Below are 26,919 nucleotides of genomic sequence, written 5' to 3'. Positions count from 1 at the left end.
CTCAGGTAGCCTCTTGCCAGAGCAATGGTAGTCAATGGTTGGAGGATCGCGGGTGGGTTCGTTGTGAAACGGCGCACTATGTGATCTTTCTGACGTATGAAGCAGACGAGTCCTACATCGGCTGCGTGAGGGGCCGCTTGTCACCTTTGGCGTGTAGCAAGCTGCTGACCAAGCCAGCCGTATAACCTGGCAGCGCGGCGAAGTCCCGCGCACAGAGCAGCAGTTGCCGCTTGGCCCAATCCTCCTGCAGTCTTCGCCAATGCAACGCGAGTGTCGCTTCCCAACGGCGTACCGAGGCCAGCGGCACGATGCCGATACCGGCGCCCCCGGCCACCATACGGATCAACCCATCGAAACCCTCCGCCCGTACCCGCACCTGCATGCGTCGCCCCTGTCGCAGCGCTTGTTCTTCAAGGTGCAGCGCCAATGCACTGCTCGCATCCAGGCCCACATGGCCATGGGCGAGGCTGGCGTTGAAACTGACATCTTCAAGGCTTGCCAGCGGGTGGTCAGGGGACATCACCAGCACCAATGGATCTTCGCGAAACGGGAGAGTCTGCAAATGATCACTGGGCACGGCGGTGGAGATGATGCCAAGGTCGGCCATGCCCTGGGTGATCGACTGGACGATGCGCAGGCTCGGCAGCTCTTGTACATCGATGCTGACGCCCGGTTGCTCGGCCAGGTAACCGGCCAGCAGCTCCGGCAGGTATTCGGTCAGTGCCGCCGTGTTGCACAGCAGGCGTACCTGGCCTTGCTGCCCCTGGGCATATTGCGCCAGGTCGAACTGCAACCGCTCGACCTGCTGCCCGATCATCCGGGCATGCTGCAACAGCGCCTGGCCAGCAGGCGTCGGCTGCACGCCCCGGCGATTACGGGCCAGCAGCGCAATCCCGAGCGAGCCCTCCATCGCACGGATACGCGCACTGGCCGCGGGCAGGGACAGGTGGCTGCGCTGGGCACCTGCCGTGATACTGCCGCACTCCAGCACATGCTGGAACAGGTTCAGGTCGATCAAGTCGAAGTGCATGTGCCTCTGTCCTGGCAAGAGTCAGGCTGAGTATATGGCAGATGTTCAAACCAGCGGATACTGCCCATCATGGGCGCATGAACACACTGATCGCTTTCTATCAAGACATAGGACCGGCGCTGTCGTTGCTGGTGGTGATGACCTTCCTGCTGGCCGGTACGGTCAAGGGTGTCATCGGCCTGGGCCTGCCGACCATCGCCATGGGGCTGTTGGGTCTGGCTATGACGCCGGCACAGGCTGCGGCGTTGTTGATCGTTCCGTCGACGTTGACCAACCTGTGGCAATTGGGTGCTGGCGGGCACCTGCTGGCGTTGTTGCGCCGTCTGGGCCCCCTGTTGCTGATGATCGTCGTTGGCACCCTGCTTGGCAGCGCCTGGTTGGGTATCGACAGCGGACCTTGGGCCGTTCATGCGCTGGGCGCAGCGTTGCTCGCCTACGCGCTGTACGGCCTGGTCGGCCGTGGTTTTCAGCTAACGCCAGCGCAGGAAAGATGGTTAGGCCCCCTGTGCGGACTGGTGACCGGTGTGGTGACGGCGGCAACCGGCGTGTTCGTGATGCCGGCGGTACCTTTTCTGCAGGGCCTTGGGCTGAACCGTGACGAAATGATCCAGGCCCTGGGCCTATCGTTCACGGTGTCTACGCTGGCCCTGGCCATTGGCCTGGCCAGGCAGGATGCCCTTGGCGGTCAAGCCTTGGGCGCATCGCTGCTGATGCTGGCGCCAGCATTGCTGGGCATGCTGGCCGGCCAGTGGTTGCGCCAACGCATCAGCGCGGTAGGGTTCAAGCGTTGCTTCTTCGTGGGCCTGGCCGCGTTGGGCGGCCACCTGCTGGTCAACGGCTAGCGGATGAAGGGCTGAGCATCTCGATGAGCTGGATATCGAAATCGCGCTCCAGGTAGTCCATGCGCTTTTCAAAGAATTCGCGCATGTGCGGCAAGGCCGAGTGCTCATCCAGGGCGGCCTTGCTGGCCCAGACTTCGTAGAACACGAACAGGGTCGGGTCTTGCTTGTCGCGCAGCATGTGATATTCGACGCAGCCCGGTTCCTGGCGGCTCGGTTCTACGTACGCCCGGAACAGGGTTTCAAAGGCTTCGGACTTTTCAGGACGGGTTTTGGCCTTGAGGATGAAGGCGTGCTGCTCGCTCATGGGGGGTGCCTCTAAGGTTGAATGACTGAAACGATTCTAAGGCAACAATGGCCGAACCATTGATGATTTCAAGGCAAAAGTATTTTGCCCCAAGGCCGCTTTTTCTCAGCTTGCCCGCTCCGTAACCTGCCGCCATCCCATTCGGCTCGATCGGCAGGCGCAGCGCCTCGGATCGACACCCACGTTCGAGGTTACCCATGAAAAAGATCCTGTTGCTCAACGGCGGCAAGCAGTTCGCCCATTCCGACGGTCGTCTGAACCAGACCCTGCACGATGCGGCGGTTGCCTACCTGGACCGCGCCGGTTTCGATGTGCGGGAAACGTTCATCGATGGCGGCTACGACGTCGCTGAAGAAGTGCAGAAGTACCTGTGGGCCGATGTGGTCATCTACCAGATGCCAGGTTGGTGGATGGGCGCGCCGTGGACCGTGAAGAAGTACATCGACGAAGTCTTTACCGCAGGCCATGGCAGCCTCTACGCCAACGATGGTCGCACCCGGTCGGATGCCTCGCAGAAGTACGGCAGCGGCGGACTCGTGCAGGGCAAGCAGTACATGATTTCGGCGACCTGGAATGCTCCTGAGCAAGCCTTCGACGACCCGACCGACTTCTTCGAAGGTAAAGGTGTGGATGCGGTGTACTTCCCGTTCCACAAGGCCAACCAGTTCCTCGGCATGACCGGTTTGCCGACGTACCTGGCAGTGGATGTGATGAAGCGGCCTGACGTACCGGCGGCAGTGGCGGCGTATGAAGCGCACTTGGGTGAGGTGTTCGGCAAGCAAGGTTAGCGGTTTCGCGGTGCCGGTGCCGGCTTCATCGTCGGCGAGCCGGTGCTAGCAGGCACTTCGCTTGACTTGCGCGGTGCCCGGTGACCGGCTATCAATCACAGCACTTTTCGATACAGGCCTGCCACGTGAAAACCCGATCCGAAGAACTCCAGGTTTTCGTCGCCGTTATCGACAGCGGCTCCATTTCCGCCGCTGCCGAGCAACTGGGCCAGACGCCGTCTGCTGTCAGCCGCACCCTGTCGCGTCTGGAGGCCAAACTCGATACCACGCTGGTCAACCGTACCACCCGACGCATGGACCTGACCGAAGAAGGCCGCTTCTTCCTTGAGCGCTCGCGGCTCGTCCTCGAACAGATGGATGAAATGGAAGAGCGTCTGTCGATGAACCGCCAGACCCCCTCCGGCCGCCTGCGTATCAACGCCGCTGCCCCGTTCATGCTCCATGCCATCCTGCCGTGGATTGGCGAGTTCCGGCGCCTGTACCCCGGCATCGAGCTGGAGCTGAACACCGACGACCTGATCATCGACCTTCTGGAGCAAAGCACCGACGTGGCCATTCGCATCGGTGAACTGGCCGATTCGAGCCTGCATGCGCGTTCGCTGGGGTGCAGCCCCGTGCAGGTGCTGGCCAGCCCGGCCTACCTGGAGCGGCACGGCGCGCCGCAGCGAGTGGAAGACCTCGACGACCACTGCTTGCTCGGCTTCAGCCAACCCGAGGTGCTCAATCAATGGCCGCTGCGCCATGCGCACGGCGATCGCTGGACGATTCGTCCGGCACTCATCGCTTCGAGCGGCGAAACCCTGCGCCAGTTGGCCTTGGCGGGAGAGGGCATCGTCAGCCTCTCGCACTTCATGACCCACGAGGACATTCGTACCGGTCGTCTTCAGGTCGTGCTGGGCGATGCCAACAATGGCTACCGGCAGCCGATCAACGCGGTGTACTACCGCAACACGCAATTGGCCCTGCGTATCCAGTGCTTCCTGGATTTCATCCAGAACAAATTGGCGATGTACGCCTGCTGAGTTGCCTGGGGGCGACAATTGCTGTCCAAGGGCGGCGAAAGCTCCTAGGCTCTGTACGAAAAGCGTTGATACTCGGTGATGCTGCGTTGAAAACAGCCTGACCTTCGTCTCAAGACTTTTCACACAGAGCCTAAGGTTGTTTGCACGGTCGGTAAGTTCCGGTATTACTGACCGATCAACAAAAACAACACCAAGGAAGTGTTATGCGTAACGTCCTGTTCACGTCCATGGCTCTCGGAGCCGCGATTCTGAGCTGTTCTTCGGCTTACGCCGTAACCCTTGAGGGCGCAGCGGTGGCTGCACCTGATCAATATGGTGCGCAGGTGGCCGCCGATATCCTGAAGAAAGGCGGCAACGCAGTGGACGCCGCAGTGGCCACTGCCTTCACCCTGGCGGTGACCTACCCTGAGGCAGGCAACATCGGCGGTGGTGGTTTCATGACCCTGTTCGTCGACGGCAAGCCCTATTTCCTCGACTACCGCGAAGTGGCGCCCAAAGCTGCAACGCGCAACATGTACCTGGACGAAAAAGGCGAGGTGATCGAGAACCTCAGCCTGGTCGGCGCCCGCGCAGCAGGCGTGCCTGGCACTGTCATGGGCTTGTGGGAAGCGCACCAGAAGTTCGGCAAGTTGCCCTGGAGCGAACTGCTGACCCCCGCCATCGGCTATGCCAAGAATGGCTTCAAGGTCGCGCAGAAACAGTACCAGTACCGTGACGACGCCCAGGGCCTGTTCAAGGCGGGCACCAACTTCAACGACTACTTTTCCAGCATGAAGGTCGGCGAGCTGTTCAAGCAGCCGGAAATGGCGCAAACCCTCGAGCGCATCGCCGACAAAGGTGCCAGCGAGTTTTACCAGGGCAAGACCGCCGATTTGCTGGTGGCACAGATGCAAGCCGACAAAGGCCTGATCACCAAGGAAGACCTCAAGGACTACAAGGCCATCTGGCGCCAACCGATGGCAATCGACTGGCGTGGCAATGTGGTCTACACCGCTCCGCCGCCCAGCTCGGGAGGCGTTGCCCTGGCGCAATTGCTGGGCATCAAGGCCAACCGCGAAGCTGACTTCAAGGGCGTGGAGCACAACTCGGCGCGCTACATCCACTTGTTGGCCGAAATCGAAAAGCGGGTGTTCGCCGACCGTGCCGACTACCTGGGCGACCCGGCCTTCACCCAGGTGCCGGTGGACAAGCTGATTGCCAAGGACTACCTGGCCAAGCGCGCAGCCCAGGTCAACCCGAATGCCATCTCCGATACCGATGGCGTCAAGCCGGGGCTGGAGTCGCACCAGACCACGCACTTCTCCATCGTCGACAAGCAGGGCAACGCCGTCAGTAACACCTACACCCTGAACCTCGACTACGGCAGCGGCGTAGTGGTCAAGGGGGCGGGCTTCCTGCTCAACGATGAGATGGACGACTTCAGTGCCAAGCCTGGCGCAGCCAATGCCTTCGGTGTGGTGGGAGGCGCGGCCAATGCCATCGAACCTGGCAAACGCATGCTCTCGTCCATGAGCCCGAGCCTGATGACGCGCGATGGCAAGGTGGTGCTGGTGATCGGTACGCCAGGCGGCTCGCGGATCTTCACCTCGATCTTCCAGGTGATGAACAACTTGTACGACTATGGCATGCCGCTTGAGAAGGCAGTCGCGGCCCAGCGCGTGCACCATCAGTTGTTGCCCAAGGACACCCTCTACTATGACAGTTATGCACCGCTCACCGGGCCAGTGGCGGATGAGCTGAGGAAGATGGGTTATGTGCTGGAGGACCAGGGCTGGGAGATGGGTGATATCCAGGCGATCCGGGTGACGGGAGAAAAGCTTGAGACGGCGTCTGACCCGCGTGGACGTGGGGTAGGGATGATCGTCAAGTGATACTGGACTGACCGTGCTGACGCATTCGCGGGTGAACCCGCCCCCACCGGTACGGCGCCTTGCGCCGATTCCGTGGGAGCGGTTCTACCCGCCAAGGCCATCTCTCGGTCAAACGCGGAACTGACTGACCAGCATCTGCAGGTGCCCACCCAGGCGAGCCAGCTCCACGCTGGAGGCCGCCGTCTCGTCACTGGCCGCCGCGGTCTGCTCCGACACATCCCGGACATTGAGGATGCTACGGCTGATTTCCTCGGCCACGGCGCTCTGCTGCTCGGCCGCTGCCGCGATCTGCTGGTTCATCGACTGGATGTTCGACACCGTACTGGTGATGCTTTCCAGCGATGCACCGGCCTTGCGCGCCAGCTCGACGCTGCTGTCGGTCAGGGTGCGGCTACCTTGCATGGCGTTGGCCACCTGCTGGGTGCCACTTTGCAGGCTGGCCACCAGCTCTTCGATCTCTTCGGTGGATTTCTGCGTACGCTGGGCCAAACCGCGCACCTCGTCGGCGACCACCGCGAAACCACGGCCGGCCTCGCCAGCACGGGCCGCTTCGATGGCGGCGTTCAGGGCCAGCAGGTTGGTCTGCTCGGCGACCGACTTGATCACGTCCATGACGCTGCCTATCTTCTGGCTCTCCTGCTGCAGCAGGTTCATGGCCTCGGTAGAACGGTGTACTTCCTCGGCCAGGCGCTCGATCTGGCTGATCGCTTCACCGACCACGCGATCACCGTCCCGGGCTTCGCCGTCGGCACCGGTGGCGGCATGGGAAGCGTGTTCGGCATTGCGCGCCACTTCCTGAACCGTGGCGGCCATTTCATGCATGGCCGTGGCGACCTGGTCGGTTTCGACTTTCTGGCTGTTGGCGCCGGCGCTGGTCTGCTCGGTGACGGCCGAAAGCTCCTCGGCGGCGCTGGCGATTTGGGTAACCCCGTCGCGAATGCCGGAGATCAGTTCGCGCAGGGTGGTGCCCATGCGGGCGATGCCCTGCTGCAGCACACCGATTTCGTCGCGGCGGGTCACCCGCAGATCGTGGGTGAGGTCGCCGCCAGCGATCCGTTCCACCGCGTGCAAGGTTTCGCGCAGCGGGCGGGTGATCTGGCGGGTGATGATGACCGCCGCCAGCACACCTACCAGCAGTGCCAGCAGGGTGGCGATGGTCTGCAGGCTGCGGGCCTGGGTGCTTTCCGCGTCACGACGCTCAAGTTGGATCTTGTACAGCGCATCGCTGCGCTTGACGATGTCCGCGCCCTGTACGGTCATTTCCGCGCGTGCAGTGGTGATACCGGCGACGGCATCGCGGAACTGACGCACGGCATCCCGGTAGGCCTGCACCGACTGCTCGAACTGCTGCAGGCGGTTGGCGTCGCCAGGCAGTTGGCGCTTGAGGGTTTCGACTTCAGCCAGCGCCGCGTCGAGCTGGCGCAATGCGGCCTGTTCGTTGGCAGCAGTGTTGTCGGCAATGTAGCCGCGTACATCGATGCGCACCTGCAGCAATTGCTGGCGGGTCTTGCTGATCAGTTGGTACTGGGCCAGACGCACGCTGTCGGTCTCTGGGCGGGCCATGACCTCCTCGCTGAGGGTGTCCATGGCTTGGTCAGCCTTGATGGCCGAGCTGTTCATGGCTTCGCGGGCCGCCAGGGAGTTCTTGTAACCGGCGCGCATCTTGTTCAGCGACACCTTGTACTCGCTGATGGTCTGGCCCAGTTCATTGAGCAGCTTGACGTTCTCTGGGCTCTTGAAGGTATTGGCCAGGTATTGCTGCTGCTTGCTGAAGGCATCGAGCTTGGCCTGGGTATTGGCTGCCGCTGCGTCATCGCCGTTGGCGATCATGTATTGCAGGCGCGCGACTCGAAGGTCGGTCAGGTCTTTGTTGAGCTGACCGATGTCGCCCATCCAATTGCTACGGTCGATCAGGCTGCCCAGACTGGTCCAGCCAGTCAGGGCCAGCAGGCCGGTCAGGACAAGGACCAGGCCAAAGCCCAGGCCCAGCTTGAGGTTTACGCTGATGTTGGCGAACCAGGTGTTCATGCACGCTCTCCAGAAAAATGATTTCGCTCGCTTGATCTTCGATCGCTAGGCGTTGTTCTTCTGGGTGCCTGCTGATTCGTGCAGCAGTTATCGGCAAGAAAAACGGAAGCTGAAACGCTTTTTCAGCTGATTTGTAACCTTATGAAAACGTTTGCGTTTTCATAAGGCCGTGGGTGGACTTACCCGTGAATCTCAAAGATTCCGCGCACTGAAGGTATCGCAGCTGTTCACATCCCCCTGGGCGAAACCGGTCTTGAACCAACGCACCCGTTGTTGCGAAGTGCCATGGGTGAACGAATCGGGCACCACGCGCCCTTGGCCCTGCTGTTGCAGGCGGTCGTCACCGATGGCATTGGCGGCATTGAGCGCTTCTTCGACATCACCCGGCTCAAGCCAGTTGAGCCGCTGCTGCGCCTGATAAGCCCAGACGCCGGCCAGGCAGTCGGCCTGCAGTTCCTGGCGTACCAGCAGGCCATTGTCGCCCTCCATGCGCTGGCCGTTGCGCCGCGCGGCATCGACCTTGGCCGACACGCCGAGCAGGGTCTGCACGTGGTGACCGATCTCATGGGCGATGACATAGGCTTGGGCGAAGTCGCCTGCGGCAGCGAAACGGGTTTCCATTTCACGGAAGAAGGTCATGTCCAGGTACACCCGTTGGTCCGCCGGGCAGTAGAACGGGCCCACCGCCGCCGAGGCAAAGCCGCAGGCCGAGTTGACCTGGCCGCTGAACAGCACGAGCTTGGGGTCGCGGTATTGCTTGCCGGCCTGGGAGAACAGAGCCTTCCAGGTATCTTCGGTGTCGCCGAGGATCGAGGCGACGAACTCGGCCTGCTCGTCGTTGGCCGGCGGCGCCTTGCCGCCAGCCCCACTGGGGACTTGTTGCTGCTGTTCCATCTGCCCGGCGAGCTGGCCAAGGATCTGCAGAGGGTCCTGTCCGGTGAGCCAGCCAATGCCGACGATCAGTAGGATTGCACCCAGCCCCAGCCCCTTGCCGCCGCCAAAGCGCATGCCGCCGCCACCACCTTCGCCTCGGGCATCGACCACATTGTCGCTGCGTCGGCCTTTTCGCCATTCCATGAAGTGCGCTCCAGAGCGTGAAACATGAAGACATAGGTTAGTTCAGTGCAGCGCAACCTGTTAGCCCTGGGTAGAGATGCATAACCATTTGGTTATGTAATTGGCGCGTGTTTTCAATATTCATCCCGCGCGACTTATCTGAAACTGCAAGTCCGCCTGTCATCCACAGGCGTTCTGATAATTCCAAGAGAGGAAATCGGCATGCCCGCTCAGGACAACAGCCGCTTCGTGATCCGTGATCGCAACTGGCACCCCAAGGCCCTCACGCCCGACTACAAGACGTCCGTTGCCCGCTCTCCGCGCCAGGCTCTGGTCAGTATTCCGCAGTCGATCAGCGAAACCACCGGTCCGGACTTTTCCCACCTGGGCTTTGGCCCGCACGACCATGACCTGCTGCTGAACTTCAACAATGGTGGCCTGCCGATCGGCGAGCGCATCATCGTGTCCGGCCGCGTCGTCGACCAGTACGGCAAGCCTGTGCCGAACACCCTGGTCGAGATGTGGCAAGCCAACGCCGGTGGTCGCTACCGGCACAAGAACGACCGTTACCTGGCGCCGCTGGACCCGAACTTCGGTGGTGTCGGCCGCTGCCTGACCGACCGTGACGGCTACTACAGCTTCCGCACCATCAAGCCCGGTCCGTACCCATGGCGCAACGGCCCGAACGACTGGCGTCCGGCGCACATCCACTTCTCCATCAGCGGCCCGTCGATTGCCACCAAACTGATCACCCAGCTGTACTTCGAAGGTGATCCGTTGATTCCGATGTGCCCGATCGTCAAGTCGATCGCCAACCCCGAAGCCGTGCAGCAGTTGATCGCCAAGCTCGACATGAGCAACGCCAACCCCATGGACTGCCTGGCGTACCGCTTCGACATCGTGCTGCGTGGCCAGCGCAAGACCCACTTCGAGAACTGCTGAGGACCCCGACATGCCCATCGAACTGCTGCCGGAAACCCCTTCGCAAACCGCCGGCCCATACGTGCACATCGGCCTGGCCCTGGAAGCGGCCGGCAACCCGACCCGTGCTCAGGAAATCTGGAACTGCCTGGCCAAGCCAGACGCCCCAGGCGAACACATCCTGTTGATCGGCCATGTATATGACGGCAACGGCCACCTGGTGCGGGATTCGTTCCTGGAAGTGTGGCAGGCGGATGCCAACGGCCAGTACCAGGATGCCTTCAACCTGGAAAATGCCTTCAACAGCTTCGGTCGCACCGCCACCACCTTCGATGCGGGTGAGTGGACCTTGCAGACGGTCAAGCCGGGTGTCGTGAAGAACGCTGCGGGCGTGCCCATGGCGCCGCACATCAACATCAGCCTGTTTGCCCGAGGCATCAACATTCATCTGCACACGCGGGTGTATTTCGATGACGAGGCAGATGCCAACGCCAAGTGCCCGGTGCTCAACCTGATCGAGCAGCCGCAGCGCCGCGAGACGCTGATTGCCAAGCGTTGCGAGGTGGATGGGAAGACGGCGTACCGTTTCGATATCCGTATTCAGGGGGAAGGGGAGACAGTCTTCTTCGACTTCTGATTCAAGCCTGGGGCTGCCTTGCAGCCCCTTCGCGACCCAAGGCCGCTGCCACGGATATTGCGATAGCGCGATATTCGTGGCAGCGGCTTCGTCGTTGAGCCGTCAGCGCCGGACCAGCAACACCCCACTCTCCATGTGGTGGGTATAGGGGAACTGGTCGAACAACGCACAGCGCTCGATCTGGTGCGTGTCCTGCAACTGGGCAATGTTGGCCGCCAATGTTTCCGGATTGCACGAGATGTACAGGATCCGCTCGAAACGCCGGGTCAGCTCGCAGGTGTCCGGGTCCATGCCGGCCCGTGGCGGGTCGACGAACACCGTGCCGAACTCATAGCGCTTGAGGTCGATGCCTTCCAGGCGGCGGAACGGGCGAACGTCGTTCAAGGCCTGGGTCAGTTCCTCGGCCGACAGGCGCACCAAGCGCACGTTATCCACCGCGTTCTCGTCGAGGTTGCTCAGTGCGGCATTGACCGAGGTCTTGCTGATCTCGGTGGCCAGCACCTTATGCACGCGGGTGGCCAGCGGCAGGGTGAAGTTGCCGTTGCCGCAATACAGCTCCAGCAGGTCGTCGTCGCGCTCGCCAATGGCGTCGTAGGCCCAGTTCAGCATCTTCTGGTTCACCGCGCCATTGGGCTGGGTGAACGCACCTTCCGGCTGGCGGTAGCTGAACACGCGGCCCGCCACGTCGAGCTTTTCCACTGCATAGTCACGCCCGACCACCAGCCGCTTGCCCTTGGAACGACCGATGACGCTCACCCCAAGGTCGCTGGCCAGTTGGCGCGCAGCCACTTCCCACGCCTCGTCCAGCGGGCGGTGGTAGCACATCGTGACCATCGCATCGCCGGCCAGGGTGGTGAGGAACTCCACCTGGAACAGGCGGTTTCCCAGTGCCTCGCTGGCCTGCCAGGCCGCTTTCAGGCGCGGCATCAGCGCGTTGATGCGCTCGCTGGCGATGGGGAAATCGTCGATCAGGATCGCCTTGTGTTTCTCCCCGGGGGCGAACATCGCATAGTGACGCTGGCCGTCCTCGCGCCACAGGCGGAACTCGGCCCGCAGGCGGTAGTGTTCGCGGGGCGACTCGAAAACAACCGGCTCCGGCGCGCCGAAGGGCGCCAGCAGCTCTCGCAGCCGGGCTACCTTGGCGTCCAGCTGCGTGGCGTAGGAGGAGGGGTCGAAGACAGCACTCATGCGTTGAACCAGCCCAACTTGATGACGAACAGGATGGAGAGGATCACCAGTGCCGGGTTCAGGTCGCGGTGGCGGCCGGAGATCAGCTTGACGGCGGTCCAGGCGATGAAGCCGAAGGCAATGCCGTTGGCGATCGAGTAGGTCAGCGGCATGGCCAGGGCAGTGACCACCACGGGGGCCGCTTCGGTGACATCGTCCCAGTTTATTTCCGCCAGGCCCGAGGCCATCAGCACCGCGACGAACAGCAGCGCCGGGGCAGTGGCGAAGGCCGGTACGCTACCGGCCAGCGGGGCGAAGAACAGCGCCAGCAGGAACAGCACGGCAACCACGATGGCGGTCAGGCCTGTGCGGCCACCGGCACTCACGCCCGCAGCCGATTCGATGTAGCTGGTGGTGGTCGAGGTGCCCAACAGCGAGCCGGCCATGGCCGCGGTGCTGTCGGCGATCAGGGCGCGGCCCATCTTCGGCATGTGGCCGTCCTTGCCCATCAGGCCGGCGCGCTTGGCCACACCGATCAGGGTACCGGAGTTGTCGAACAGGTCGACGAACAGGAAGGCGAAGATCACGCTGACCAGGCCAATGTCCAGGGCGCCTTTGATGTCCAGCTGCAGGAAGGTCGGTGCCAGCGATGGCGGCATCGAGACCACACCACCGAACGGGGTCACACCCATCAGGATCGAGGCAAGCGTGACCGCCAGGATACCGATCAGGACCGCACCGCGGACCTTGAGCGACTCAAGGCCAACGATCAGGAAGAAGCCCAGAGTGGCGAGAATCGGAGCGGGTTGCTTTAGGTCCCCCAAACCCACCAGGGTGGCAGGGTTATCGACGACGATGCCGGCATTGTGCAAGGCGATCAGCGCCAGGAACAGGCCGATGCCGGCGGCGATCGCCGAGCGCAGCGGCAGCGGGATGCTGTTCACGATCCATTCGCGGATGCGGAAGATCGACAGCAGGAAGAAGCACACCGCCGAGATGAACACTGCACCCAGCGCCACCTGCCAGGTGTGCCCCATATGCAGGACCACGGTGTAGGTGAAGAACGCGTTCAGGCCCATGCCCGGTGCCAGGGCGATCGGGTAGTTGGCGACCAGGCCCATGGTCGTCGAGCCGATGGCCGCGGCCAGGCAGGTGGCGACGAAGATCGCCCCTTTGTCCATGCCGGTCTCGCCGAGGATACTCGGGTTGACGAACAGGATGTAGGCCATGGCCAGGAAGGTGGTGACGCCCGCGAGAATCTCGGTGCGCACATTGGTGTTGTGTGCTCTTAGTTGAAACAGCCTTTCCAGCATGCCCGCTCCCCAAGGCGCCCCCGGCGCCGTGAATGTATCGACCCCATCAGCAAAGCACACGTCGTGGCGAACGGTGGTTTATGTGGGGCGGAAAAAAGCCGCGCATCATACCAGCATGGGGGGCCGGGGAGTATGGCCGTCGGGAGGGCTGTTCGGCCCTATCGCCGGCCAAAGGTACCTCGGCGACGTGCAGGCACCGGTGCAGGCCACGCTTCAGCTGTTGTGAAGCCGATCCCGCTTGGCCAACGTCGGGAACAGTTTTATCCACACCCCAGTCACCACCAGCGTCCCCACGCCACCCAGCACGACCGCCGGCACCGTGCCGAACCAGTGCGCCGTGACTCCGGATTCGAACTCTCCGAGTTGGTTCGAGGCACCGATGAACAACCCGTTCACCGCGCTCACCCGCCCGCGCATTTCGTCCGGTGTCTCCAGCTGTACGAAGGCACCACGGATCACCATGCTGATCATGTCGGCCGCGCCCAGCACCACCAGTACCGCCAGCGAGAACCAGAAAGAGGTGGACAAGCCAAAGGCGATGGTCGCCACGCCGAACACGCCGACAGCGGTGAACATGGTCCGGCCCACTTTGCGCTCCACCGGGAAGCGTGCAAGCCATAGCGACATGAGCAGCGCTCCCACTGCAGGCGCCGAGCGCAGCAGACCAAGGCCCCAGGGGCCGGTGAGCAGGATGTCCTTGGCGAACACTGGCAGCAGCGCGGTGGCTCCGCCCAGCAGCACCGCGAACAAGTCGAGCGATATCGCCCCGAGAATATCGGGGCGGCTGCGGATGAAGCGGATCCCAGCCATCAGCGATTCCAGGCTGGCGCGGCCACGCTGAGTCACCTGCTGGCGGGATTCGAGGCTGAGCATTAGCAGGCAGGCGGTGGCATACAGGGCCACGGTTGGGCCGTATACCCAGATGCTGCCGAAGGCGTACAGGAACCCCCCCACGGCTGGAGCGATGATGGTCGCCGCCTGAGTCGCCGAGGCCGAGGCCGCCACCGCCCGCGGGAACAGTCCAGGCGGCACGACATTGGGCAGCAGGGCCTGGGTGGCCGGCATCTCGAACGAGCGGGTCGCCCCCAGGAGGAAGGCCAGCGCGAAGATCAGCTCGCGGGTGACGTTGTCGGTCAGGCTGCCCACGGCCAAGGCCAGTGCGATCAGCCCCTGGAGGCTTTGGCAGAGCGCGGCGACCTTGCGCCGGTCATAGCGGTCGGCGACATGCCCGGTGTGCAGCATGAACAGCACGCGGGGAGCGAACTCCACCAGACCGACCAGGCCCAGGTCGAGGACATTTCCGGTGAGCTGGTAGAGGTGCCAGCCGATGGCCACGGTGAGCATCTGGAAGCCGCTGGCGGTGAACACCCGGGCGAGCCAGAAGGCCAGGAACGGACGGTGGTGACGCAACAACTGCGGTGCGGAATCGGACATCGGAAACCTGTGGGCCTCGGCGCAGTAGAGGGGGCGGCAGGTTACCATCTGTTTGTAACAAGCGGTTACTGTTTGCCCAAATCGGCACTTTTTCACACCCTGGTAAAGTGGGTGGGGCAACCGGTCACGCGGCAATCCACCACACCGCCCAACGGTCCAATCGGGACTATGCTTCCAGAAAATTGTTGACTTGGATCAATCGTTGCGGTTGCAACGATACCGTCAGCGATTTTGGCCTTTTGGCCGGATTCCCTGCAGTCGAACAGAACAATTCCAACGCGCCGCACTCGACTACCGTGGGGGCAGTGGGTGATTGGGCCACACGCCCGGTCGCCGGATTATCTGAAGAGGAAGCACCATGTTCGGCTTAGAAGCCCTTGAGCTCGCCCGAATCCAGTTTGCCTTTACCGTGTCCTTTCACATCTTGTTCCCAGCCATCACCATCGGGCTGGCGAGCTACCTCGCGGTCCTCGAAGGCCTTTGGCTCAAGACCCACAACGATGTCTACCGCGACCTCTACCACTTCTGGTCGAAGATCTTCGCCGTCAACTTCGGCATGGGTGTGGTGTCCGGCCTGGTCATGGCCTATCAGTTCGGCACCAACTGGAGTCGATTCTCCGATTTTGCCGGTGCCGTTACCGGGCCATTGCTGACCTACGAGGTGCTCACGGCGTTCTTCCTCGAAGCCGGTTTCCTGGGTGTCATGCTGTTTGGCTGGAACCGTGTCGGTCGCGGCCTGCACTTCTTCGCCACGGTCATGGTGGCGCTCGGGACCCTGGTCTCGACCTTCTGGATCCTGGCGTCCAACAGCTGGATGCAAACACCCCAGGGCCACGAAATCATCGATGGCCGGGTGGTACCGGTGGACTGGCTGGCGGTGGTGTTCAACCCATCGTTCCCCTACCGCCTGATGCACATGGCCACCGCCGCCTTCGTCGCCACCGCCTTCTTCGTTGGCGCCTCGGCGGCCTGGCACCTGCTGCGCGGCCGGGATAACCCGGCGGTGCGCAAGATGCTGTCGATGGCCATGTGGATGGCCTTGATCGTGGCACCGGTGCAGGCAGTGATCGGTGACTTCCACGGCCTGAACACCCTCAAGCACCAGCCAGTGAAGATCGCCGCCATCGAAGGGCATTGGGAGAATGTGCCCGGCGAGCCGACCCCGCTGATTCTGTTCGGCATCCCTGACATGAAAGCCGAGACCACCCGCTTCAAGATCGAGATTCCCGCACTCGGCAGCCTGATCCTGACCCATAGCCTGGACAAGCAGGTTCCGGCGATGAAAGAGTTCCCGCCTGAGGACCGCCCCAACTCGACCATCGTGTTCTGGTCGTTCCGGGTCATGGTGGGCCTGGGCTTGCTGATGATCTTCGTCGGCCTGTGGAGCCTGTGGCTGCGCAAGCGCGGCACGCTGTACAGCAACCGCCCCTTCCTTTACCTCACCTTGTGGATGGGGCCATCCGGGCTGATCGCCATCCTTGCCGGTTGGTTCACCACTGAAATCGGCCGTCAGCCGTGGGTGGTGTATGGCTTGATGCGCACCTCCGAAGGGGTTTCCAACCATAGCTACTCCCAGCTTGGCTTCACCCTGGTGGCGTTCGTGGTGGTGTACTTCGCCCTGTTCGGTACCGGTCTTGGCTACATGATGCGCCTGGTACGCAAAGGGCCTAAGACAGGTGAGGGCGACGAGCACACGCCCGGGGGGCCTGGCCAGAAACGCACACCGGCGCGGCCGTTGTCCGCCGCCGATGATGGCAAAGAAGCCAACACCGTCAGCCTGAGCAAGGGGAACTGAGCCATGGGTATCGACCTTCCGCTGATCTGGGCGGTGATCATCATCTTCGGCGTCATGATGTATGTCGTGATGGATGGTTTCGACCTGGGAATCGGCATGCTCTTCCCCTTCGTCAAGGGCGAGCGTGACCGCGATGTGATGATGAATACCGTTGCGCCCGTATGGGACGGCAACGAGACTTGGCTGGTCCTGGGCGGGGCAGGACTGTTCGGTGCCTTCCCGATGGCCTATTCGGTGGTGCTCGAAGCGCTGTACCTGCCGCTGATCCTCATGCTGATCGGCCTGATCTTCCGGGGTGTGGCGTTCGAGTTTCGCTTCAAGGCCAAGGCCGACAAGCGCCACATCTGGGACAAGGCCTTCATCTGGGGTTCGCTGGTCGCGACGTTCTTCCAGGGCGTTGCGTTGGGCGCTTTCATCGAGGGCTTCAAGGTCGTCGATCGGCATTTTGCCGGTGGCACCCTCGACTGGTTGACCCCGTTCAGCCTGTTCAGCGGTCTGGGCCTGATCGTCGCCTACACACTGCTCGGCTGCACGTGGTTGATCATGAAGACCGAAGGGGCGCTGCAGCAGCAGATGCATGACCTGGCCAAGCCCTTGGCGCTGGTGCTGCTGGTGGTGATCGGTATCGTCAGCCTGTGGACGCCGATTGCCTATCCGCAAATCGCCGACCGCTGGTTCAGCATGCCCAACCTGGTCTGGTTCATGCCGGTGCCGATCCTGGTGCTGGTGACCTTCTACGGGTTGCTCAAGGCGGTGGCGCGCAATGCCCACTACACCCCTTTCCTGTTGACCCTGGTGCTGATTTTCCTCGGCTACAGCGGATTGGGTATCAGCCTGTGGCCGAACATCATCCCGCCGTCGATCTCGATCTGGGATGCCGCGGCACCGCCGCAGAGCCAGGGCTTCATGCTGGTGGGCACCTTGTTCATCCTGCCGTTCATCCTGGGGTATACCTTCTGGAGCTACTACGTGTTCCGCGGCAAGGTGACCCCTGACGACGGCTATCACTAGGAGGGCCGCACGATGACCGGTAAACATGGCCTGGAAGAGAAAAAGCCACTGTGGCAGCGACTGGGTTGGCTGGTGTTGATCTGGGCGTTGAGTGTCGCGGCACTGGGCGTGGCGGCTTACGTGATGCGCCTGTTCATGGGGGCGGCGGGTTTGACCACCCACTGAGCCTTTTGGCCTGATCGCCGGCAAGCCGGCTTGCCGGCGATCAAGCCCTGGACCTTAGCGACTCACTTGCGGGCTTTGAGAATCACGAACTTCGGTGTCGCCGCCACTTGCTCCACACCCCGGAACAGCCGCGACAGCTTGCTGTGGTAACCCAGGTGCCGGTTACCGACGATGTACAGCGCGCCGCCCACCACCAATGCCTCACGGGCCTGCTGGAACATGCGCCAGGCAAGAAAGTCGCCTACCACTTGCTGTTGGTGGAACGGCGGGTTGCACAGCACGACGTCCAGCGATTGTCTTTCCTGTCCTGCCAGCCCGTCGCCCGGCATGACGGTCACCGCGCGGTCGCCCAGCGCGGCTTGCCAGTTTTCCCGGGCCGATTGCACGGCCATGTACGATTCATCGACCAGCGTGTAAAGGGCGTCCGGGTTTTCCAGAGCGCTGGCGATCGCCAGCACGCCATTGCCGCAACCCAGGTCCGCCACGCGGGCCTGGCCCAGATGACGCGGCAGATGTGGGAGGAAGGCGCGGGTGCCGATATCCAGCCCTTCGCGGCAGAACACGTTGGCATGGTTGACCAGTTCGAGCGTCGGGGAGTCCAGGCGGTAGCGTGTCGGGTAGGGCGAGGTGGCGACTGTGCGCTCGGCGACCGTGGCCGTCAGCAGCCGTGCTTTTTTCTGAGCCAGTGACGCCTGTACCGGGCCGATGTACTTTTCCATCAGGTCGCCCGCAGCGCGCGGCAGGTGCTTGATCATGGCGCCGGCAATCACCTGGGCCCCGGGCGTCAGGTGACCTTGCAGACGGATCAGCTGCTCTTCGAGCAGGGCCAGGGTCTTGGGTACGCGCACCAGCACACGGTCGAAGGGGCCTTGCCAGTGTTCGCTGGCCGGGACGAAGGGCACGCTGTCATAGGCCTGGCCATTACGCGCAAGGTTCTTTTCCAGGGCCAGGCGGGCCAGGTGCGAGTCGCCGCTGCTGACCACCTGGAAGTGGCCGGCCAGACTGACGGCCAGGGCGCCGAAACTGTCATTGAGCACCAGTACCCGGCAGCCTGCGTCGTTCGCCTGAGCGTGCAAGTGCTCGAGCAGATACTCATCGGCGGCATCGAAAGCCTGCAGCGGGTCGTTGGCCTGCTCCGGCTGGCGGATCAGGTCGAGTTCGGCGTAGGGGGTGTTCAACAGGGGCATGGCGTCTGGCTCGGGTACGGATCTGCCCAAGGCGGATCGCCTCGGACTTTGCTGCGGATTCTACAGGGCTTTGCCGAAGGTCGCAGGAAAGGCTGTCAGATCCACCCGCGCAATGCGGCAATGGCAATGGCGCCTGCCTTGTTGGCGGCATTGGTCTTGGTGATGACGCTGCGGATGTGAAAGTTCACCGTGCTTTGCGACAGGGACAGGATGCAGGCAACGTCGGCGGCGGTCTTGCCGGCGGCCGACCACTTCAGCACTTCCAGTTCTCGCTCGCTCATCTTCGGTTGCGGGGGGCACAGTTCACTCAGGTGGTATTCGCCAATCACCGCGTGCAACGTTTGGCACAGCCACAGGACGCTCGCGCCTTTCTCATAGAGCTCTTGAATACCTATCGGGTTGCACGGTCTGGACACACTCAACTGGCTTTCGTTGTGCTGTAAATCGTGCACCGATTGGGTCCAGCCGTGACGCAGGCCGTGCAGGCAGGCGGCTTCACGAAACTGCGGCGCTTCACGATACAGCTCGTCCGACCAGAGCACCGGCATGGTTGAGTGGTGACTCATTTGCGCGGCCGCGTCTTGCTTGTGAAAGTCATCGCACTGACAGCGTGTGATCCATTCGTTCGGGTAGTTGCTATAGAGATAAAGCTTGGGCGTCTGCGTGGCGATCTGGATGCGAAGCTTCAGGCCGACGTATTCCATGCCGAGGTCCTGGGCCAGATGCACCGCCAGGTCGAACAAGCGAGAGGGGTCGCGCTCGGTGGCAAGCTCATGAAGATGCTCGGGCTTCCAGTGAAGCATCGGGTCACACTCCCTTAAGGCTCTTGAAGAATCCAATTCATTTGCACACAGCGATTGATTGTAGGAAAAGTCCGACTATTAAGTTGGGATTTTTTTGTTATAGCGATCAAGTTTTTCTGTGAATTTGACGTGATAATCCGACTTTGGCCCTACAATCCGACGGTTTTTATCCAGGCTGCTTTGCGCGACACTGGGGGCACGCCCACCATGGAAGCCCGTCATGACCGCCAGCGCCGAGAAGTTCACCCGTCAGACCCTGCTCGATGTTCAGCCGCTGACCCCCAGCCTGTTCAGCTTGCGCGTCACCCGTGACCCGGGCTTCCGTTTCCGCGCGGGTCAGTTCGCGCGGCTGGGCGTGACCAAGGCTGATGGCAGTGTGGTATGGCGTGCCTACTCCATGGTCAGCGCACCCCATGACGAATTTCTCGACTTCTTCTCCATCGTGGTAGCCGGCGGCGAATTCACCAGTGAGCTGAGCCGGCTGAAAGAGGGCGATTCACTGCTGATCGATCGCCAGGCTTTCGGCTATCTGACCCTGGACCGCTTCGTCGGTGGGCGTGATCTGTGGCTGTTGGCAACCGGCACAGGTATCGCGCCATTCATGTCGATCTTGCAGGACTTCGAGGCCTGGGAGCGCTTCGACAACATCAAGCTGGTGTATTCCGTGCGCGAGGCCAGGGAGCTGGCGTATGTGGATGAGATCGCCGGGTTGGAGCTGCGTGACTACCTGGCGGAGTACGCGGGCAAATTGCAGTTCATGCCAGTGGTCACCCGCGAAAGGCACCCAGGCGCGTTGAATGCGCGTATCACCACGCTGATCGAAAACGGCGAGCTGGAAAAAGCGGCGGGGCTGGAACTGTCGCCTGAACATTCGCGGATCATGCTGTGCGGTAACCCGCAAATGATCGACGAGACACGCAAGGTGCTCAAGGCACGGGATCTGCACTTGAGCCTGAGTAAGCGCCCGGGCCAGGTGGCGGTGGAAAACTACTGGTAAGCGTCTGAAACGGTGCCGGTTCCGTAGCGGCCGGCTGGTCGGCGATGGGGGGCGCAAGGCGCCCCCAGCCATGTCACGGCAAGCGATTCTGGTTCTGCGTCTTGAGTAGATCGCGAATCTCGGTGAGCAGCGTTTCCTCGGCGCTCGGCACTGGTGGAGCGGAGGGCGCCACGGCTTCTTCACGCTTCAGGCGGTTGATCGCCTTCACGCCCATGAAGATGGCGAAGGCAACGATCAGGAAGTCGATGACGGTCTGGATGAACTTGCCGTAGGCCAGCACCACCGCCGGGACATCGCCCTCTGCGGCCTTCAGGGTCACGGCGAGGTCGCTGAAGTCGACACCACCGATGATAAGGCCCAGTGGCGGCATGATCACATCGCCCACGAAGGACGAGACGATCTTGCCGAAGGCGGCGCCGATGATGATACCTACCGCCATATCGACGACATTTCCCTTGACCGCGAAGGCCTTGAACTCACTGAGCATGCCCATGCTGGACTCCTTGTAACAAATGGTTAGGTAAACGCAGTGTAAGCCAACAAATCGCTTTATGCGTTGCATTCAGGCTTACCGACTGCGGCTGCAACGAATAGTTTTGTCGCATCCCGAGGCGTTCGAGACACGTCCCGCTCGGCTATCATGGCGGTTTTTTCCAGGAGACCGAGTCCATGGCCAAGGCCAAGCGCTTGTATGGCTGCACCGAGTGCGGCGCGACCTTCCCCAAATGGGCCGGCCAATGCGGTGAGTGTGGGGCCTGGAACACCCTGGTCGAAACCATGATCGAAAGCGGCGGTGCAGCTGCACCGAGTGGCCGTACGGGATGGGCTGGGCAGCAGGCTCAGATCAAGACCCTGGCCGAAGTCAGCGTCGAGGAAATCCCGCGTTTCACCACCAGCAGCGCTGAGCTTGACCGCGTACTGGGTGGCGGTCTGGTGGACGGCTCGGTGGTGCTGATCGGGGGCGATCCGGGTATCGGCAAGTCGACCATCCTGCTGCAGACCCTGTGCAACATTGCCACGTCCATGCCTGCTCTATACGTCACGGGCGAAGAGTCCCAGCAACAGGTGGCCATGCGCTCGCGACGCTTGGGCTTGCCGCAGGACCAGCTCAAGGTGATGACCGAGACGTGCATCGAGACCATCATCGCCACTGCGCGCGTGGAAAAGCCTCGGGTGATGGTGATCGACTCGATCCAGACCATTTTTACCGAGCAATTGCAGTCGGCCCCCGGTGGCGTGGCTCAGGTGCGCGAGAGTGCGGCGTTGCTGGTGCGCTATGCCAAGCAGAGTGGAACCGCGATTTTCCTGGTCGGGCACGTCACCAAGGAAGGTTCGCTGGCTGGCCCACGGGTACTGGAGCACATGGTCGACACCGTGCTGTATTTCGAGGGTGAGTCCGATGGCCGACTGCGTTTGTTGCGGGCGGTGAAGAATCGCTTCGGCGCGGTCAACGAACTGGGCGTGTTCGGCATGACCGACCGTGGCCTGAAGGAAGTCTCCAACCCGTCGGCGATTTTCCTCAACCGCGCCCAGGAAGAAGTGCCGGGCAGTGTGGTCATGGCTACCTGGGAAGGCACCCGGCCGATGCTGGTGGAAGTGCAGGCATTGGTCGACGACAGCCACCTGGCCAACCCGCGCCGGGTCACCCTGGGCCTGGACCAGAACCGCCTGGCGATGTTGCTGGCAGTGTTGCATCGTCATGGCGGTATCCCTACGCACGATCAGGATGTGTTCCTTAACGTGGTGGGTGGGGTCAAGGTGCTGGAGACAGCCTCCGACCTGGCCTTGTTGGCGGCGGTGATGTCCAGCTTGCGCAATCGCCCGCTTGCCCATGGCTTGCTGGTATTCGGTGAAATCGGCCTGTCCGGCGAGGTTCGCCCGGTGCCCAGTGGCCAGGAACGCCTGAAAGAGGCGGCCAAGCATGGCTTCAAGCGCGCCATCGTGCCCAAGGGCAATGCGCCGAAGGAGGCGCCGGCAGGATTGCAGATAATTGCAGTGACACGCCTGGAACAGGCGCTGGACGCACTTTTCGAGTAGCGTTTAACCCGTTGCGGCCCTTTGGCGGGTACTGCGCTGCGTTGAGCACCTACGGCGAGGGGGCCAAGGCAGGCCAATGAAAAAGGGGCCGACGATGCGCATCGGCCCCCACCTTACCGCTCAGTCAGCGGTCAATGCTCGGCAACCGGCGTTCGTCTGGGAGCTGCGTTGCCATGCTCGTCGAGCTCCATCACGGGCACTTCAGTCCCCTCGGCATCGAATAGCTTGCCGTCCTTGAAGTAGTCGCCATCACGCAACGCCGAGATATCCGAGTACTGGATGGTGCGCTCATAGGCTGCGGCAAACACCGACTGCTGGTCCGAGTTACCCGCAGTGAAGTGGTTGAAGATCAGGTTGAGCAGAATCGCCATGATCGCCGCCGAGCTGATGCCCGAGTGGAAGATGGTCTCGAACCAGTTCGGGAAGTGATGGTAGAAGGTCGGTGCCGCGATCGGGATCATGCCAAAGCCCAGCGAAGCGGCGACGATGATCAGGTTCACGTTGTTCTTGTAATTGACCTTCGACAGGGTACGAATCCCGCTGGCCGCCACGGTGCCGAACAGCACGATGCCGGCACCGCCCAGTACAGGCGTGGGTACCGCGGCAATCACGCGTCCCATGATCGGCAGCAGCCCGAGTACCACCAGGATCACGCCACCGGTGGCCACCACATAACGGCTCTTGACCCCGGTCACCGCGACCAGGCCGACGTTCTGGGCGAAGGCGCTCTGGGTGAACGAGCCGAAGATCGGTGCCAGGATGCTCGATGCCATATCGGCGCGCAGGCCGTTACCCAGGCGCTTGGAATCGACCTTGGTGTCGATGATCTCGCCGACGGCGAGGATATCGGCCGAGGTTTCCACCAGGGTCACCATGATCACGATGCACATCGACAGGATCGCGGCGATGTGGAAGGTCGGCATGCCGAAGTGGAACGGGCTTGGGAAGGCGAACAGCGGGCCTTCGGTGACCTTGCTGAAATCGGTCATGCCCAGCGCCCAGGCAATCAGGGTACCGACCACCATGGCCAGCAGGATCGACAGGCGCGAGATGGTCGCGCTGCCCAGCTTGCTCAGCAGCAGGACGATGGCGAAGGTCAGCGCCGCCAGGCCAATGTTGGCCACACTGCCGAACTCCGGTGAGGCGCTGTTGCCCCCCATCACCCAGCGTGCGGCCACGGGCATCAGGGTCAGGCCGATGGTGGTGATGACGATACCGGTGACCAGTGGTGGAAAGAACTTGGTGATGCGCGAGAACACCGGGGTGATCAGGAAGCCGATGAACGACGCCGCCATGACCGCGCCTAGCACGCCTGGCAAACCGCCGCCTCCCTCACTGCTGAGAATCGCGCCCATGGTCGCCACGCCGGCGAACGACACCCCTTGCACCAGTGGCAACTGGCAACCGAAGAACGGCAGGCCAAGGGTTTGCAATAACGTGGCCAGCCCCCCGGCGAACAGCGACGCTGCGATCAGCAGGCCGATCTCGGCGGGGTTCAGGCCGGCAGCCTGCCCGAGGATCAGGGGGACCGCGACGATCCCGCCATACATGGTCAACACATGTTGCAGACCATAGGCCAGGTTGGCACCAAGACCGAGGTTTTCGTCCTCGGGGCGCTTGGCGGGAGACGTGCTAGGGGACGACGTAGTCATGGAGCAGGCTCTCTGTTTATTGTTGTGCGACTACTGTAGACATTTCCTACAAATCATTGCCACAACAATTGTATACAATTTTTTGATTGGAGCAGGAACACAGATGCCCGCAAGGGGCGTTTTGCGTGAATGCAGAATGCGTTCCAACTTGTGAAAAGCTGTATCAGAGGGGTGTGTACAAAGCGCCGGTAACCCGGAAGAAAGCTGTCTGGGTAGACAAGAAACGTGATGTGGGAACTACGTTAGCTAGCTAAGAGATTTCATTCTTCGATGAGTTGGCGCAGTTCGCGCATCATTTCGGTGCTGTCGGCCACGTTCAATTCCACAAGACGGTGCAAATGCGTCATGGACTCGATGTCGATGTATAGGCAAGTGAAGCCGAGGCGGTGAGGTTCCTCATGGCGCAGTTCCACCTGCATCTTCACGCGGTTCTGTGGGTCGAGTTCGATGATCGCGTCGAAATCCTGGGTCAGGTCGGCATCCCAGGGTTGAGGGCATTCGACCAGCAAGCCCTTGAGCGACAGATCGAGCAGTTTCACCGGCCAGCGGCGATTGCCCTGGCGCAGTTCGGTGGGGGCATCGAAGGGGATGCGCTGAAAGCGGCGGCGTTCGTCGTGTGCGCTCATGTGAAAGCCCTCGTGGGTTCTTCCTGACTATAGTTATTGCTGTAGATGAACCAGGTACTCGAATCTGGCCGCAGAGGCTCTAGGCCAAAGCAGGTATGGCAATGCGCGATGACACGCCCTAGACTCGATGGGCGGTCTTTTCCAATCCACCAGCTGGAAGCAAACCATGAACAACAATAATAGCCTGCTACGCCACATTCCGTGGTTGGCGCTGGCAGTCATAGGCGCCTGTGCGCTGGGTGTGGTCGCCCTGCGCCGCGGCGAGGCGATCAACGCCTTGTGGATCGTGGTCGCGGCAGTGGCCATCTACCTGGTCGCCTATCGTTACTACAGCCTTTTCATCGCCACCAAGGTGATGCAACTCGACCCTCGGCGGGCAACCCCGGCGGTACTCAACAACGATGGTCTGGACTATGTCCCGACCAACAAGCACATCCTCTTCGGTCACCACTTCGCTGCCATCGCAGGCGCTGGCCCCTTGGTCGGTCCGGTTCTGGCCGCGCAGATGGGCTACCTGCCCGGCACGCTCTGGCTGATTGCCGGTGTGGTGCTGGCCGGTGCGGTGCAGGACTTCATGGTCCTGTTCCTGTCTACCCGCCGCAATGGCCGCTCGCTGGGCGACATGGTGCGCGAGGAAATGGGGCGTATCCCAGGGACCATCGCCCTGTTCGGCTGCTTCCTGATCATGATCATCATCCTGGCGGTGTTGGCGCTGATCGTGGTCAAGGCCCTGGCCGAGAGCCCATGGGGTATGTTCACGGTCATGGCGACGATCCCGATCGCGATGTTCATGGGCATCTACATGCGCTACATCCGTCCGGGCCACATCGGCGAGATTTCGGTCATCGGCGTGGTCTTGCTGCTGGCGTCGATCTGGCTGGGGGGCCAGATCGCCGCGGATCCAGTCTGGGGCCCGGCGTTCACCTTTACCGGCGTGCAGATCACCTGGATGCTGGTGGGCTACGGCTTCGTCGCTGCCGTGCTGCCGGTATGGCTGGTGCTGGCGCCGCGTGACTACCTGTCGACCTTCCTCAAGATCGGTACCATCGTTGGCCTGGCCATCGGTATCCTGATCATCGCCCCTGAGCTGAAGATGCCGGCGCTGACCCAGTTCACCGACGGCACTGGCCCGGTGTGGAAGGGCACCCTGTTCCCGTTCCTGTTCATCACCATCGCCTGCGGTGCGGTGTCCGGCTTCCACGCGCTGATCTCCTCGGGGACCACGCCCAAGCTGCTGGATAACGAAACCAATGCCCGTTACATCGGCTACGGCGGCATGCTGATGGAATCGTTCGTCGCCATCATGGCCATGGTTGCCGCGTCGGTGATCGAGCCGGGCGTGTACTTCGCCATGAACAGCCCGGCCGCAGTGGTCGGTGCCGACGTCGCTTCGGTGGCGCAAACGGTCAGCAGCTGGGGCTTCATGATTACCCCAGAGCAGTTGGAAGCCACTGCCCGCGACATTGGCGAACACACCATCCTGGCCCGTGCCGGTGGTGCGCCGACCTTGGCGGTGGGTATCGCGCAGATCCTGCACCAGGTGCTGCCGGGTGAGAACACCATGGCCTTCTGGTACCACTTCGCGATTCTGTTCGAGGCCCTGTTCATCCTGACCGCGGTGGATGCCGGTACCCGTGCTGGCCGCTTCATGCTGCAGGACCTGCTGGGCAGCTTCGTGCCCGCCCTCAAGCGCACCGAGTCGTGGACCGCCAACCTGATCGGTACCGCAGGATGCGTGGCGCTGTGGGGTTACCTGCTGTACCAGGGCGTGATCGATCCGCTGGGTGGCATCAACACCCTGTGGCCGCTGTTCGGTATCTCCAACCAGATGCTGGCCGGTATCGCCTTGATGCTCGGCACTGTGGTACTGATCAAGATGAAGCGCCAGCGCTATGTCTGGGTCACCCTGCTGCCAGCGGTGTGGCTGCTGATCTGCACCACCACGGCGGGCCTGATCAAGCTGTTCGACCCGAACCCCGCGGTCGGTTTCCTGGCCCTGGCCAAGAAATACAGCACCGCACTGGACGCCGGCCAGGTACTGGCCCCGGCCAAGGACATCGGTCAGATGCAGCATGTGATCTTCAATGCCTACACCAACGCCGGCCTGACCGTGCTGTTCTTGTTGGTGGTGTTCAGCGTGCTGTTCTTCGCCATCAAGGTTGGCTTCGCCGCCCTGGGTCGCAAGGAGCGCACCGACAAGGAAACCCCGTTCCAGGCGCTGCCTGACGCGTAA

Annotated in this window: 25 protein-coding genes; 12 read left to right on the top strand and 13 right to left on the bottom strand. The window is 62.1% G+C overall.

Features of this window, described 5'->3' with window-relative positions; all coding sequences use genetic code 11:
• Positions 1-112: 112 nt before the first annotated feature.
• Positions 113-1,030: a LysR family transcriptional regulator gene (locus C4Q26_RS07870; RefSeq protein ID WP_104882168.1), complete on the bottom strand. Its 918-nt coding sequence runs from the start codon at positions 1,028-1,030 to the stop codon at positions 113-115.
• Positions 1,031-1,107: 77 nt separating this feature from the next.
• Between C4Q26_RS07870 and C4Q26_RS07865 the strand changes: the two genes are divergently transcribed.
• Complete coding sequence (locus tag C4Q26_RS07865; RefSeq protein WP_104884033.1) at positions 1,108-1,872, top strand: sulfite exporter TauE/SafE family protein; 765 nt, start codon at positions 1,108-1,110, stop codon at positions 1,870-1,872.
• Here the strand turns inward: C4Q26_RS07865 and C4Q26_RS07860 are convergent.
• Positions 1,862-2,176 carry a putative quinol monooxygenase gene (locus C4Q26_RS07860; protein WP_023378686.1) on the bottom strand — a complete coding sequence of 105 codons (315 nt, stop codon included), beginning with the start codon at positions 2,174-2,176 and terminating at the stop codon, positions 1,862-1,864. The genes C4Q26_RS07865 and C4Q26_RS07860 overlap by 11 nt on opposite strands.
• The gene (locus C4Q26_RS27845; protein WP_158491094.1) at positions 2,130-2,375 is read right to left on the bottom strand and encodes a hypothetical protein; all 246 of its coding nucleotides are present in this window, start codon (positions 2,373-2,375) and stop codon (positions 2,130-2,132) included. The genes C4Q26_RS07860 and C4Q26_RS27845 overlap by 47 nt, the downstream gene beginning before the upstream one ends.
• Here C4Q26_RS27845 and C4Q26_RS07855 point away from each other — a divergent pair.
• From C4Q26_RS07855 to ggt, 3 genes are all read left to right on the top strand, one after another.
• Positions 2,374-2,964 (top strand): NAD(P)H-dependent oxidoreductase, encoded by a 591-nt coding sequence (locus tag C4Q26_RS07855; RefSeq protein WP_104882952.1) that lies wholly within the window; start codon positions 2,374-2,376, stop codon positions 2,962-2,964. The genes C4Q26_RS27845 and C4Q26_RS07855 overlap by 2 nt on opposite strands.
• Positions 2,965-3,089: 125 nt before the next feature.
• A complete protein-coding gene (locus C4Q26_RS07850; RefSeq protein WP_023378688.1) occupies positions 3,090-3,986 on the top strand; it encodes a LysR family transcriptional regulator in 897 nt (298 codons plus the stop codon).
• Between the two features lie 203 nt (positions 3,987-4,189).
• Complete coding sequence (ggt, locus tag C4Q26_RS07845) at positions 4,190-5,857, top strand: gamma-glutamyltransferase (protein ID WP_023378689.1); 1,668 nt, start codon at positions 4,190-4,192, stop codon at positions 5,855-5,857.
• 108 nt (positions 5,858-5,965) lie between these two features.
• Here the strand turns inward: ggt and C4Q26_RS07840 are convergent, their stop codons facing one another.
• Complete coding sequence (locus C4Q26_RS07840) at positions 5,966-7,885, bottom strand: methyl-accepting chemotaxis protein (RefSeq protein ID WP_104882951.1); 1,920 nt, start codon at positions 7,883-7,885, stop codon at positions 5,966-5,968.
• A 192-nt stretch (positions 7,886-8,077) separates the two neighbouring features.
• On the bottom strand, positions 8,078-8,962 hold the full coding sequence (locus C4Q26_RS07835; RefSeq protein WP_023378691.1) for a neutral zinc metallopeptidase: 885 nt from the start codon (positions 8,960-8,962) through the stop codon (positions 8,078-8,080).
• 201 nt (positions 8,963-9,163) lie between these two features.
• Between C4Q26_RS07835 and pcaH the strand changes: the two genes are divergently transcribed.
• Both pcaH and pcaG read left to right on the top strand, forming a co-directional pair.
• On the top strand, positions 9,164-9,883 hold the full coding sequence (pcaH, locus tag C4Q26_RS07830; protein WP_023378692.1) for a protocatechuate 3,4-dioxygenase subunit beta: 720 nt from the start codon (positions 9,164-9,166) through the stop codon (positions 9,881-9,883).
• Positions 9,884-9,893: 10 nt separating this feature from the next.
• Positions 9,894-10,499, top strand: a complete 606-nt coding sequence (gene pcaG / locus C4Q26_RS07825; RefSeq protein WP_023378693.1) for a protocatechuate 3,4-dioxygenase subunit alpha — start codon at positions 9,894-9,896, stop codon at positions 10,497-10,499.
• A 102-nt stretch (positions 10,500-10,601) separates the two neighbouring features.
• Here pcaG and trmA read toward each other — a convergent pair whose 3' ends face one another.
• The 3 genes from trmA to C4Q26_RS07810 all read right to left on the bottom strand — a co-directional run bounded on the left by trmA (position 10,602) and on the right by C4Q26_RS07810 (position 14,413).
• Positions 10,602-11,687, bottom strand: coding sequence for a tRNA (uridine(54)-C5)-methyltransferase TrmA (gene trmA / locus C4Q26_RS07820; protein WP_104882950.1), 1,086 nt, complete (start codon positions 11,685-11,687; stop codon positions 10,602-10,604).
• Positions 11,684-12,979: an NCS2 family permease gene (locus tag C4Q26_RS07815; protein WP_104882949.1), complete on the bottom strand. Its 1,296-nt coding sequence runs from the start codon at positions 12,977-12,979 to the stop codon at positions 11,684-11,686. The genes trmA and C4Q26_RS07815 overlap by 4 nt, the downstream gene beginning before the upstream one ends.
• 213 nt (positions 12,980-13,192) lie before the next feature.
• Positions 13,193-14,413: an MFS transporter gene (locus tag C4Q26_RS07810; RefSeq protein WP_023378696.1), complete on the bottom strand. Its 1,221-nt coding sequence runs from the start codon at positions 14,411-14,413 to the stop codon at positions 13,193-13,195.
• 358 nt (positions 14,414-14,771) lie between these two features.
• Here C4Q26_RS07810 and C4Q26_RS07805 point away from each other — a divergent pair, with 358 nt between their 5' ends.
• Genes C4Q26_RS07805 through C4Q26_RS07795 form a run of 3 tightly spaced genes read left to right on the top strand, consistent with a single transcriptional unit; the run spans position 14,772 to position 17,384 of the window.
• Positions 14,772-16,208, top strand: a complete 1,437-nt coding sequence (locus C4Q26_RS07805) for a cytochrome ubiquinol oxidase subunit I (RefSeq protein ID WP_023378697.1) — start codon at positions 14,772-14,774, stop codon at positions 16,206-16,208.
• A gap of 3 nt (positions 16,209-16,211) precedes the next feature.
• Positions 16,212-17,219, top strand: coding sequence for a cytochrome d ubiquinol oxidase subunit II (cydB, locus tag C4Q26_RS07800; protein ID WP_023378698.1), 1,008 nt, complete (start codon positions 16,212-16,214; stop codon positions 17,217-17,219).
• Positions 17,220-17,231: 12 nt separating this feature from the next.
• Positions 17,232-17,384: a DUF2474 domain-containing protein gene (locus C4Q26_RS07795; protein WP_023378699.1), complete on the top strand. Its 153-nt coding sequence runs from the start codon at positions 17,232-17,234 to the stop codon at positions 17,382-17,384.
• 62 nt (positions 17,385-17,446) lie between these two features.
• On the opposite strand, the gene C4Q26_RS07790 is transcribed toward C4Q26_RS07795, so the two are convergent.
• Both C4Q26_RS07790 and C4Q26_RS07785 read right to left on the bottom strand, forming a co-directional pair.
• Positions 17,447-18,571, bottom strand: coding sequence for a methyltransferase (locus C4Q26_RS07790; protein WP_023378700.1), 1,125 nt, complete (start codon positions 18,569-18,571; stop codon positions 17,447-17,449).
• A gap of 95 nt (positions 18,572-18,666) precedes the next feature.
• Entirely contained in the window at positions 18,667-19,374 is a 708-nt protein-coding gene (locus C4Q26_RS07785; RefSeq protein WP_023378701.1) for an autoinducer binding domain-containing protein, read from the bottom strand.
• Positions 19,375-19,594: 220 nt separating this feature from the next.
• On the opposite strand from C4Q26_RS07785, the gene C4Q26_RS07780 reads away from it, so the two are divergent.
• On the top strand, positions 19,595-20,371 hold the full coding sequence (locus tag C4Q26_RS07780; protein ID WP_104882948.1) for a ferredoxin--NADP reductase: 777 nt from the start codon (positions 19,595-19,597) through the stop codon (positions 20,369-20,371).
• A gap of 73 nt (positions 20,372-20,444) precedes the next feature.
• On the opposite strand, the gene mscL is transcribed toward C4Q26_RS07780, so the two are convergent.
• On the bottom strand, positions 20,445-20,864 hold the full coding sequence (mscL, locus tag C4Q26_RS07775; RefSeq protein ID WP_023378703.1) for a large-conductance mechanosensitive channel protein MscL: 420 nt from the start codon (positions 20,862-20,864) through the stop codon (positions 20,445-20,447).
• A 176-nt stretch (positions 20,865-21,040) separates the two neighbouring features.
• On the opposite strand from mscL, the gene radA reads away from it, so the two are divergent.
• Complete coding sequence (gene radA, locus C4Q26_RS07770; protein WP_023378705.1) at positions 21,041-22,408, top strand: DNA repair protein RadA; 1,368 nt, start codon at positions 21,041-21,043, stop codon at positions 22,406-22,408.
• Between the two features lie 131 nt (positions 22,409-22,539).
• Here radA and C4Q26_RS07765 read toward each other — a convergent pair whose 3' ends face one another.
• Together C4Q26_RS07765 and C4Q26_RS07760 are read right to left on the bottom strand one after the other, a co-directional pair.
• Positions 22,540-24,060 (bottom strand): nucleobase:cation symporter-2 family protein, encoded by a 1,521-nt coding sequence (locus C4Q26_RS07765; RefSeq protein ID WP_023378707.1) that lies wholly within the window; start codon positions 24,058-24,060, stop codon positions 22,540-22,542.
• 260 nt (positions 24,061-24,320) lie between these two features.
• Positions 24,321-24,686: a PilZ domain-containing protein gene (locus tag C4Q26_RS07760; protein ID WP_023378708.1), complete on the bottom strand. Its 366-nt coding sequence runs from the start codon at positions 24,684-24,686 to the stop codon at positions 24,321-24,323.
• Positions 24,687-24,852: 166 nt separating this feature from the next.
• On the opposite strand from C4Q26_RS07760, the gene C4Q26_RS07755 reads away from it, so the two are divergent.
• Positions 24,853-26,919 carry a carbon starvation CstA family protein gene (locus C4Q26_RS07755; RefSeq protein WP_023378709.1) on the top strand — a complete coding sequence of 689 codons (2,067 nt, stop codon included), beginning with the start codon at positions 24,853-24,855 and terminating at the stop codon, positions 26,917-26,919.

It is taken from the genome of Pseudomonas sp. SWI44, from assembly GCF_002947915.1.
GTDB lineage: Bacteria > Pseudomonadota > Gammaproteobacteria > Pseudomonadales > Pseudomonadaceae > Aquipseudomonas > Aquipseudomonas taiwanensis.
Note: the sequence above shows the minus strand (reverse complement) of the source record. Positions and strands in the feature narration are given on the sequence as shown.

Bases quoted from the DNA above. Each gene is read 5' to 3' on its own strand.
- C4Q26_RS07835 (WP_023378691.1), bottom strand. From the start codon at position 8,962: ATGGAATGGCGAAAAGGCCGACGCAGCGACAATGTGGTCGATGCCCGA.
- pcaG (WP_023378693.1), top strand. From the start codon at position 9,894: ATGCCCATCGAACTGCTGCCGGAAACCCCTTCGCAAACCGCCGGCCCA.
- C4Q26_RS07780 (WP_104882948.1), top strand. From the start codon at position 19,595: ATGACCGCCAGCGCCGAGAAGTTCACCCGTCAGACCCTGCTCGATGTT.
- pcaH (WP_023378692.1), top strand. From the start codon at position 9,164: ATGCCCGCTCAGGACAACAGCCGCTTCGTGATCCGTGATCGCAACTGG.
- C4Q26_RS07840 (WP_104882951.1), bottom strand. From the start codon at position 7,885: ATGAACACCTGGTTCGCCAACATCAGCGTAAACCTCAAGCTGGGCCTG.
- C4Q26_RS07805 (WP_023378697.1), top strand. From the start codon at position 14,772: ATGTTCGGCTTAGAAGCCCTTGAGCTCGCCCGAATCCAGTTTGCCTTT.
- C4Q26_RS07855 (WP_104882952.1), top strand. From the start codon at position 2,374: ATGAAAAAGATCCTGTTGCTCAACGGCGGCAAGCAGTTCGCCCATTCC.
- C4Q26_RS07790 (WP_023378700.1), bottom strand. From the start codon at position 18,571: ATGCCCCTGTTGAACACCCCCTACGCCGAACTCGACCTGATCCGCCAG.
- C4Q26_RS07755 (WP_023378709.1), top strand. From the start codon at position 24,853: ATGAACAACAATAATAGCCTGCTACGCCACATTCCGTGGTTGGCGCTG.
- C4Q26_RS07870 (WP_104882168.1), bottom strand. From the start codon at position 1,030: ATGCACTTCGACTTGATCGACCTGAACCTGTTCCAGCATGTGCTGGAG.
- C4Q26_RS27845 (WP_158491094.1), bottom strand. From the start codon at position 2,375: ATGGGTAACCTCGAACGTGGGTGTCGATCCGAGGCGCTGCGCCTGCCG.
- C4Q26_RS07810 (WP_023378696.1), bottom strand. From the start codon at position 14,413: ATGTCCGATTCCGCACCGCAGTTGTTGCGTCACCACCGTCCGTTCCTG.
- mscL (WP_023378703.1), bottom strand. From the start codon at position 20,864: ATGGGCATGCTCAGTGAGTTCAAGGCCTTCGCGGTCAAGGGAAATGTC.
- trmA (WP_104882950.1), bottom strand. From the start codon at position 11,687: ATGAGTGCTGTCTTCGACCCCTCCTCCTACGCCACGCAGCTGGACGCC.
- cydB (WP_023378698.1), top strand. From the start codon at position 16,212: ATGGGTATCGACCTTCCGCTGATCTGGGCGGTGATCATCATCTTCGGC.
- C4Q26_RS07860 (WP_023378686.1), bottom strand. From the start codon at position 2,176: ATGAGCGAGCAGCACGCCTTCATCCTCAAGGCCAAAACCCGTCCTGAA.
- C4Q26_RS07865 (WP_104884033.1), top strand. From the start codon at position 1,108: ATGAACACACTGATCGCTTTCTATCAAGACATAGGACCGGCGCTGTCG.
- C4Q26_RS07815 (WP_104882949.1), bottom strand. From the start codon at position 12,979: ATGCTGGAAAGGCTGTTTCAACTAAGAGCACACAACACCAATGTGCGC.
- C4Q26_RS07785 (WP_023378701.1), bottom strand. From the start codon at position 19,374: ATGCTTCACTGGAAGCCCGAGCATCTTCATGAGCTTGCCACCGAGCGC.
- C4Q26_RS07765 (WP_023378707.1), bottom strand. From the start codon at position 24,060: ATGACTACGTCGTCCCCTAGCACGTCTCCCGCCAAGCGCCCCGAGGAC.
- ggt (WP_023378689.1), top strand. From the start codon at position 4,190: ATGCGTAACGTCCTGTTCACGTCCATGGCTCTCGGAGCCGCGATTCTG.
- C4Q26_RS07760 (WP_023378708.1), bottom strand. From the start codon at position 24,686: ATGAGCGCACACGACGAACGCCGCCGCTTTCAGCGCATCCCCTTCGAT.
- C4Q26_RS07795 (WP_023378699.1), top strand. From the start codon at position 17,232: ATGACCGGTAAACATGGCCTGGAAGAGAAAAAGCCACTGTGGCAGCGA.
- radA (WP_023378705.1), top strand. From the start codon at position 21,041: ATGGCCAAGGCCAAGCGCTTGTATGGCTGCACCGAGTGCGGCGCGACC.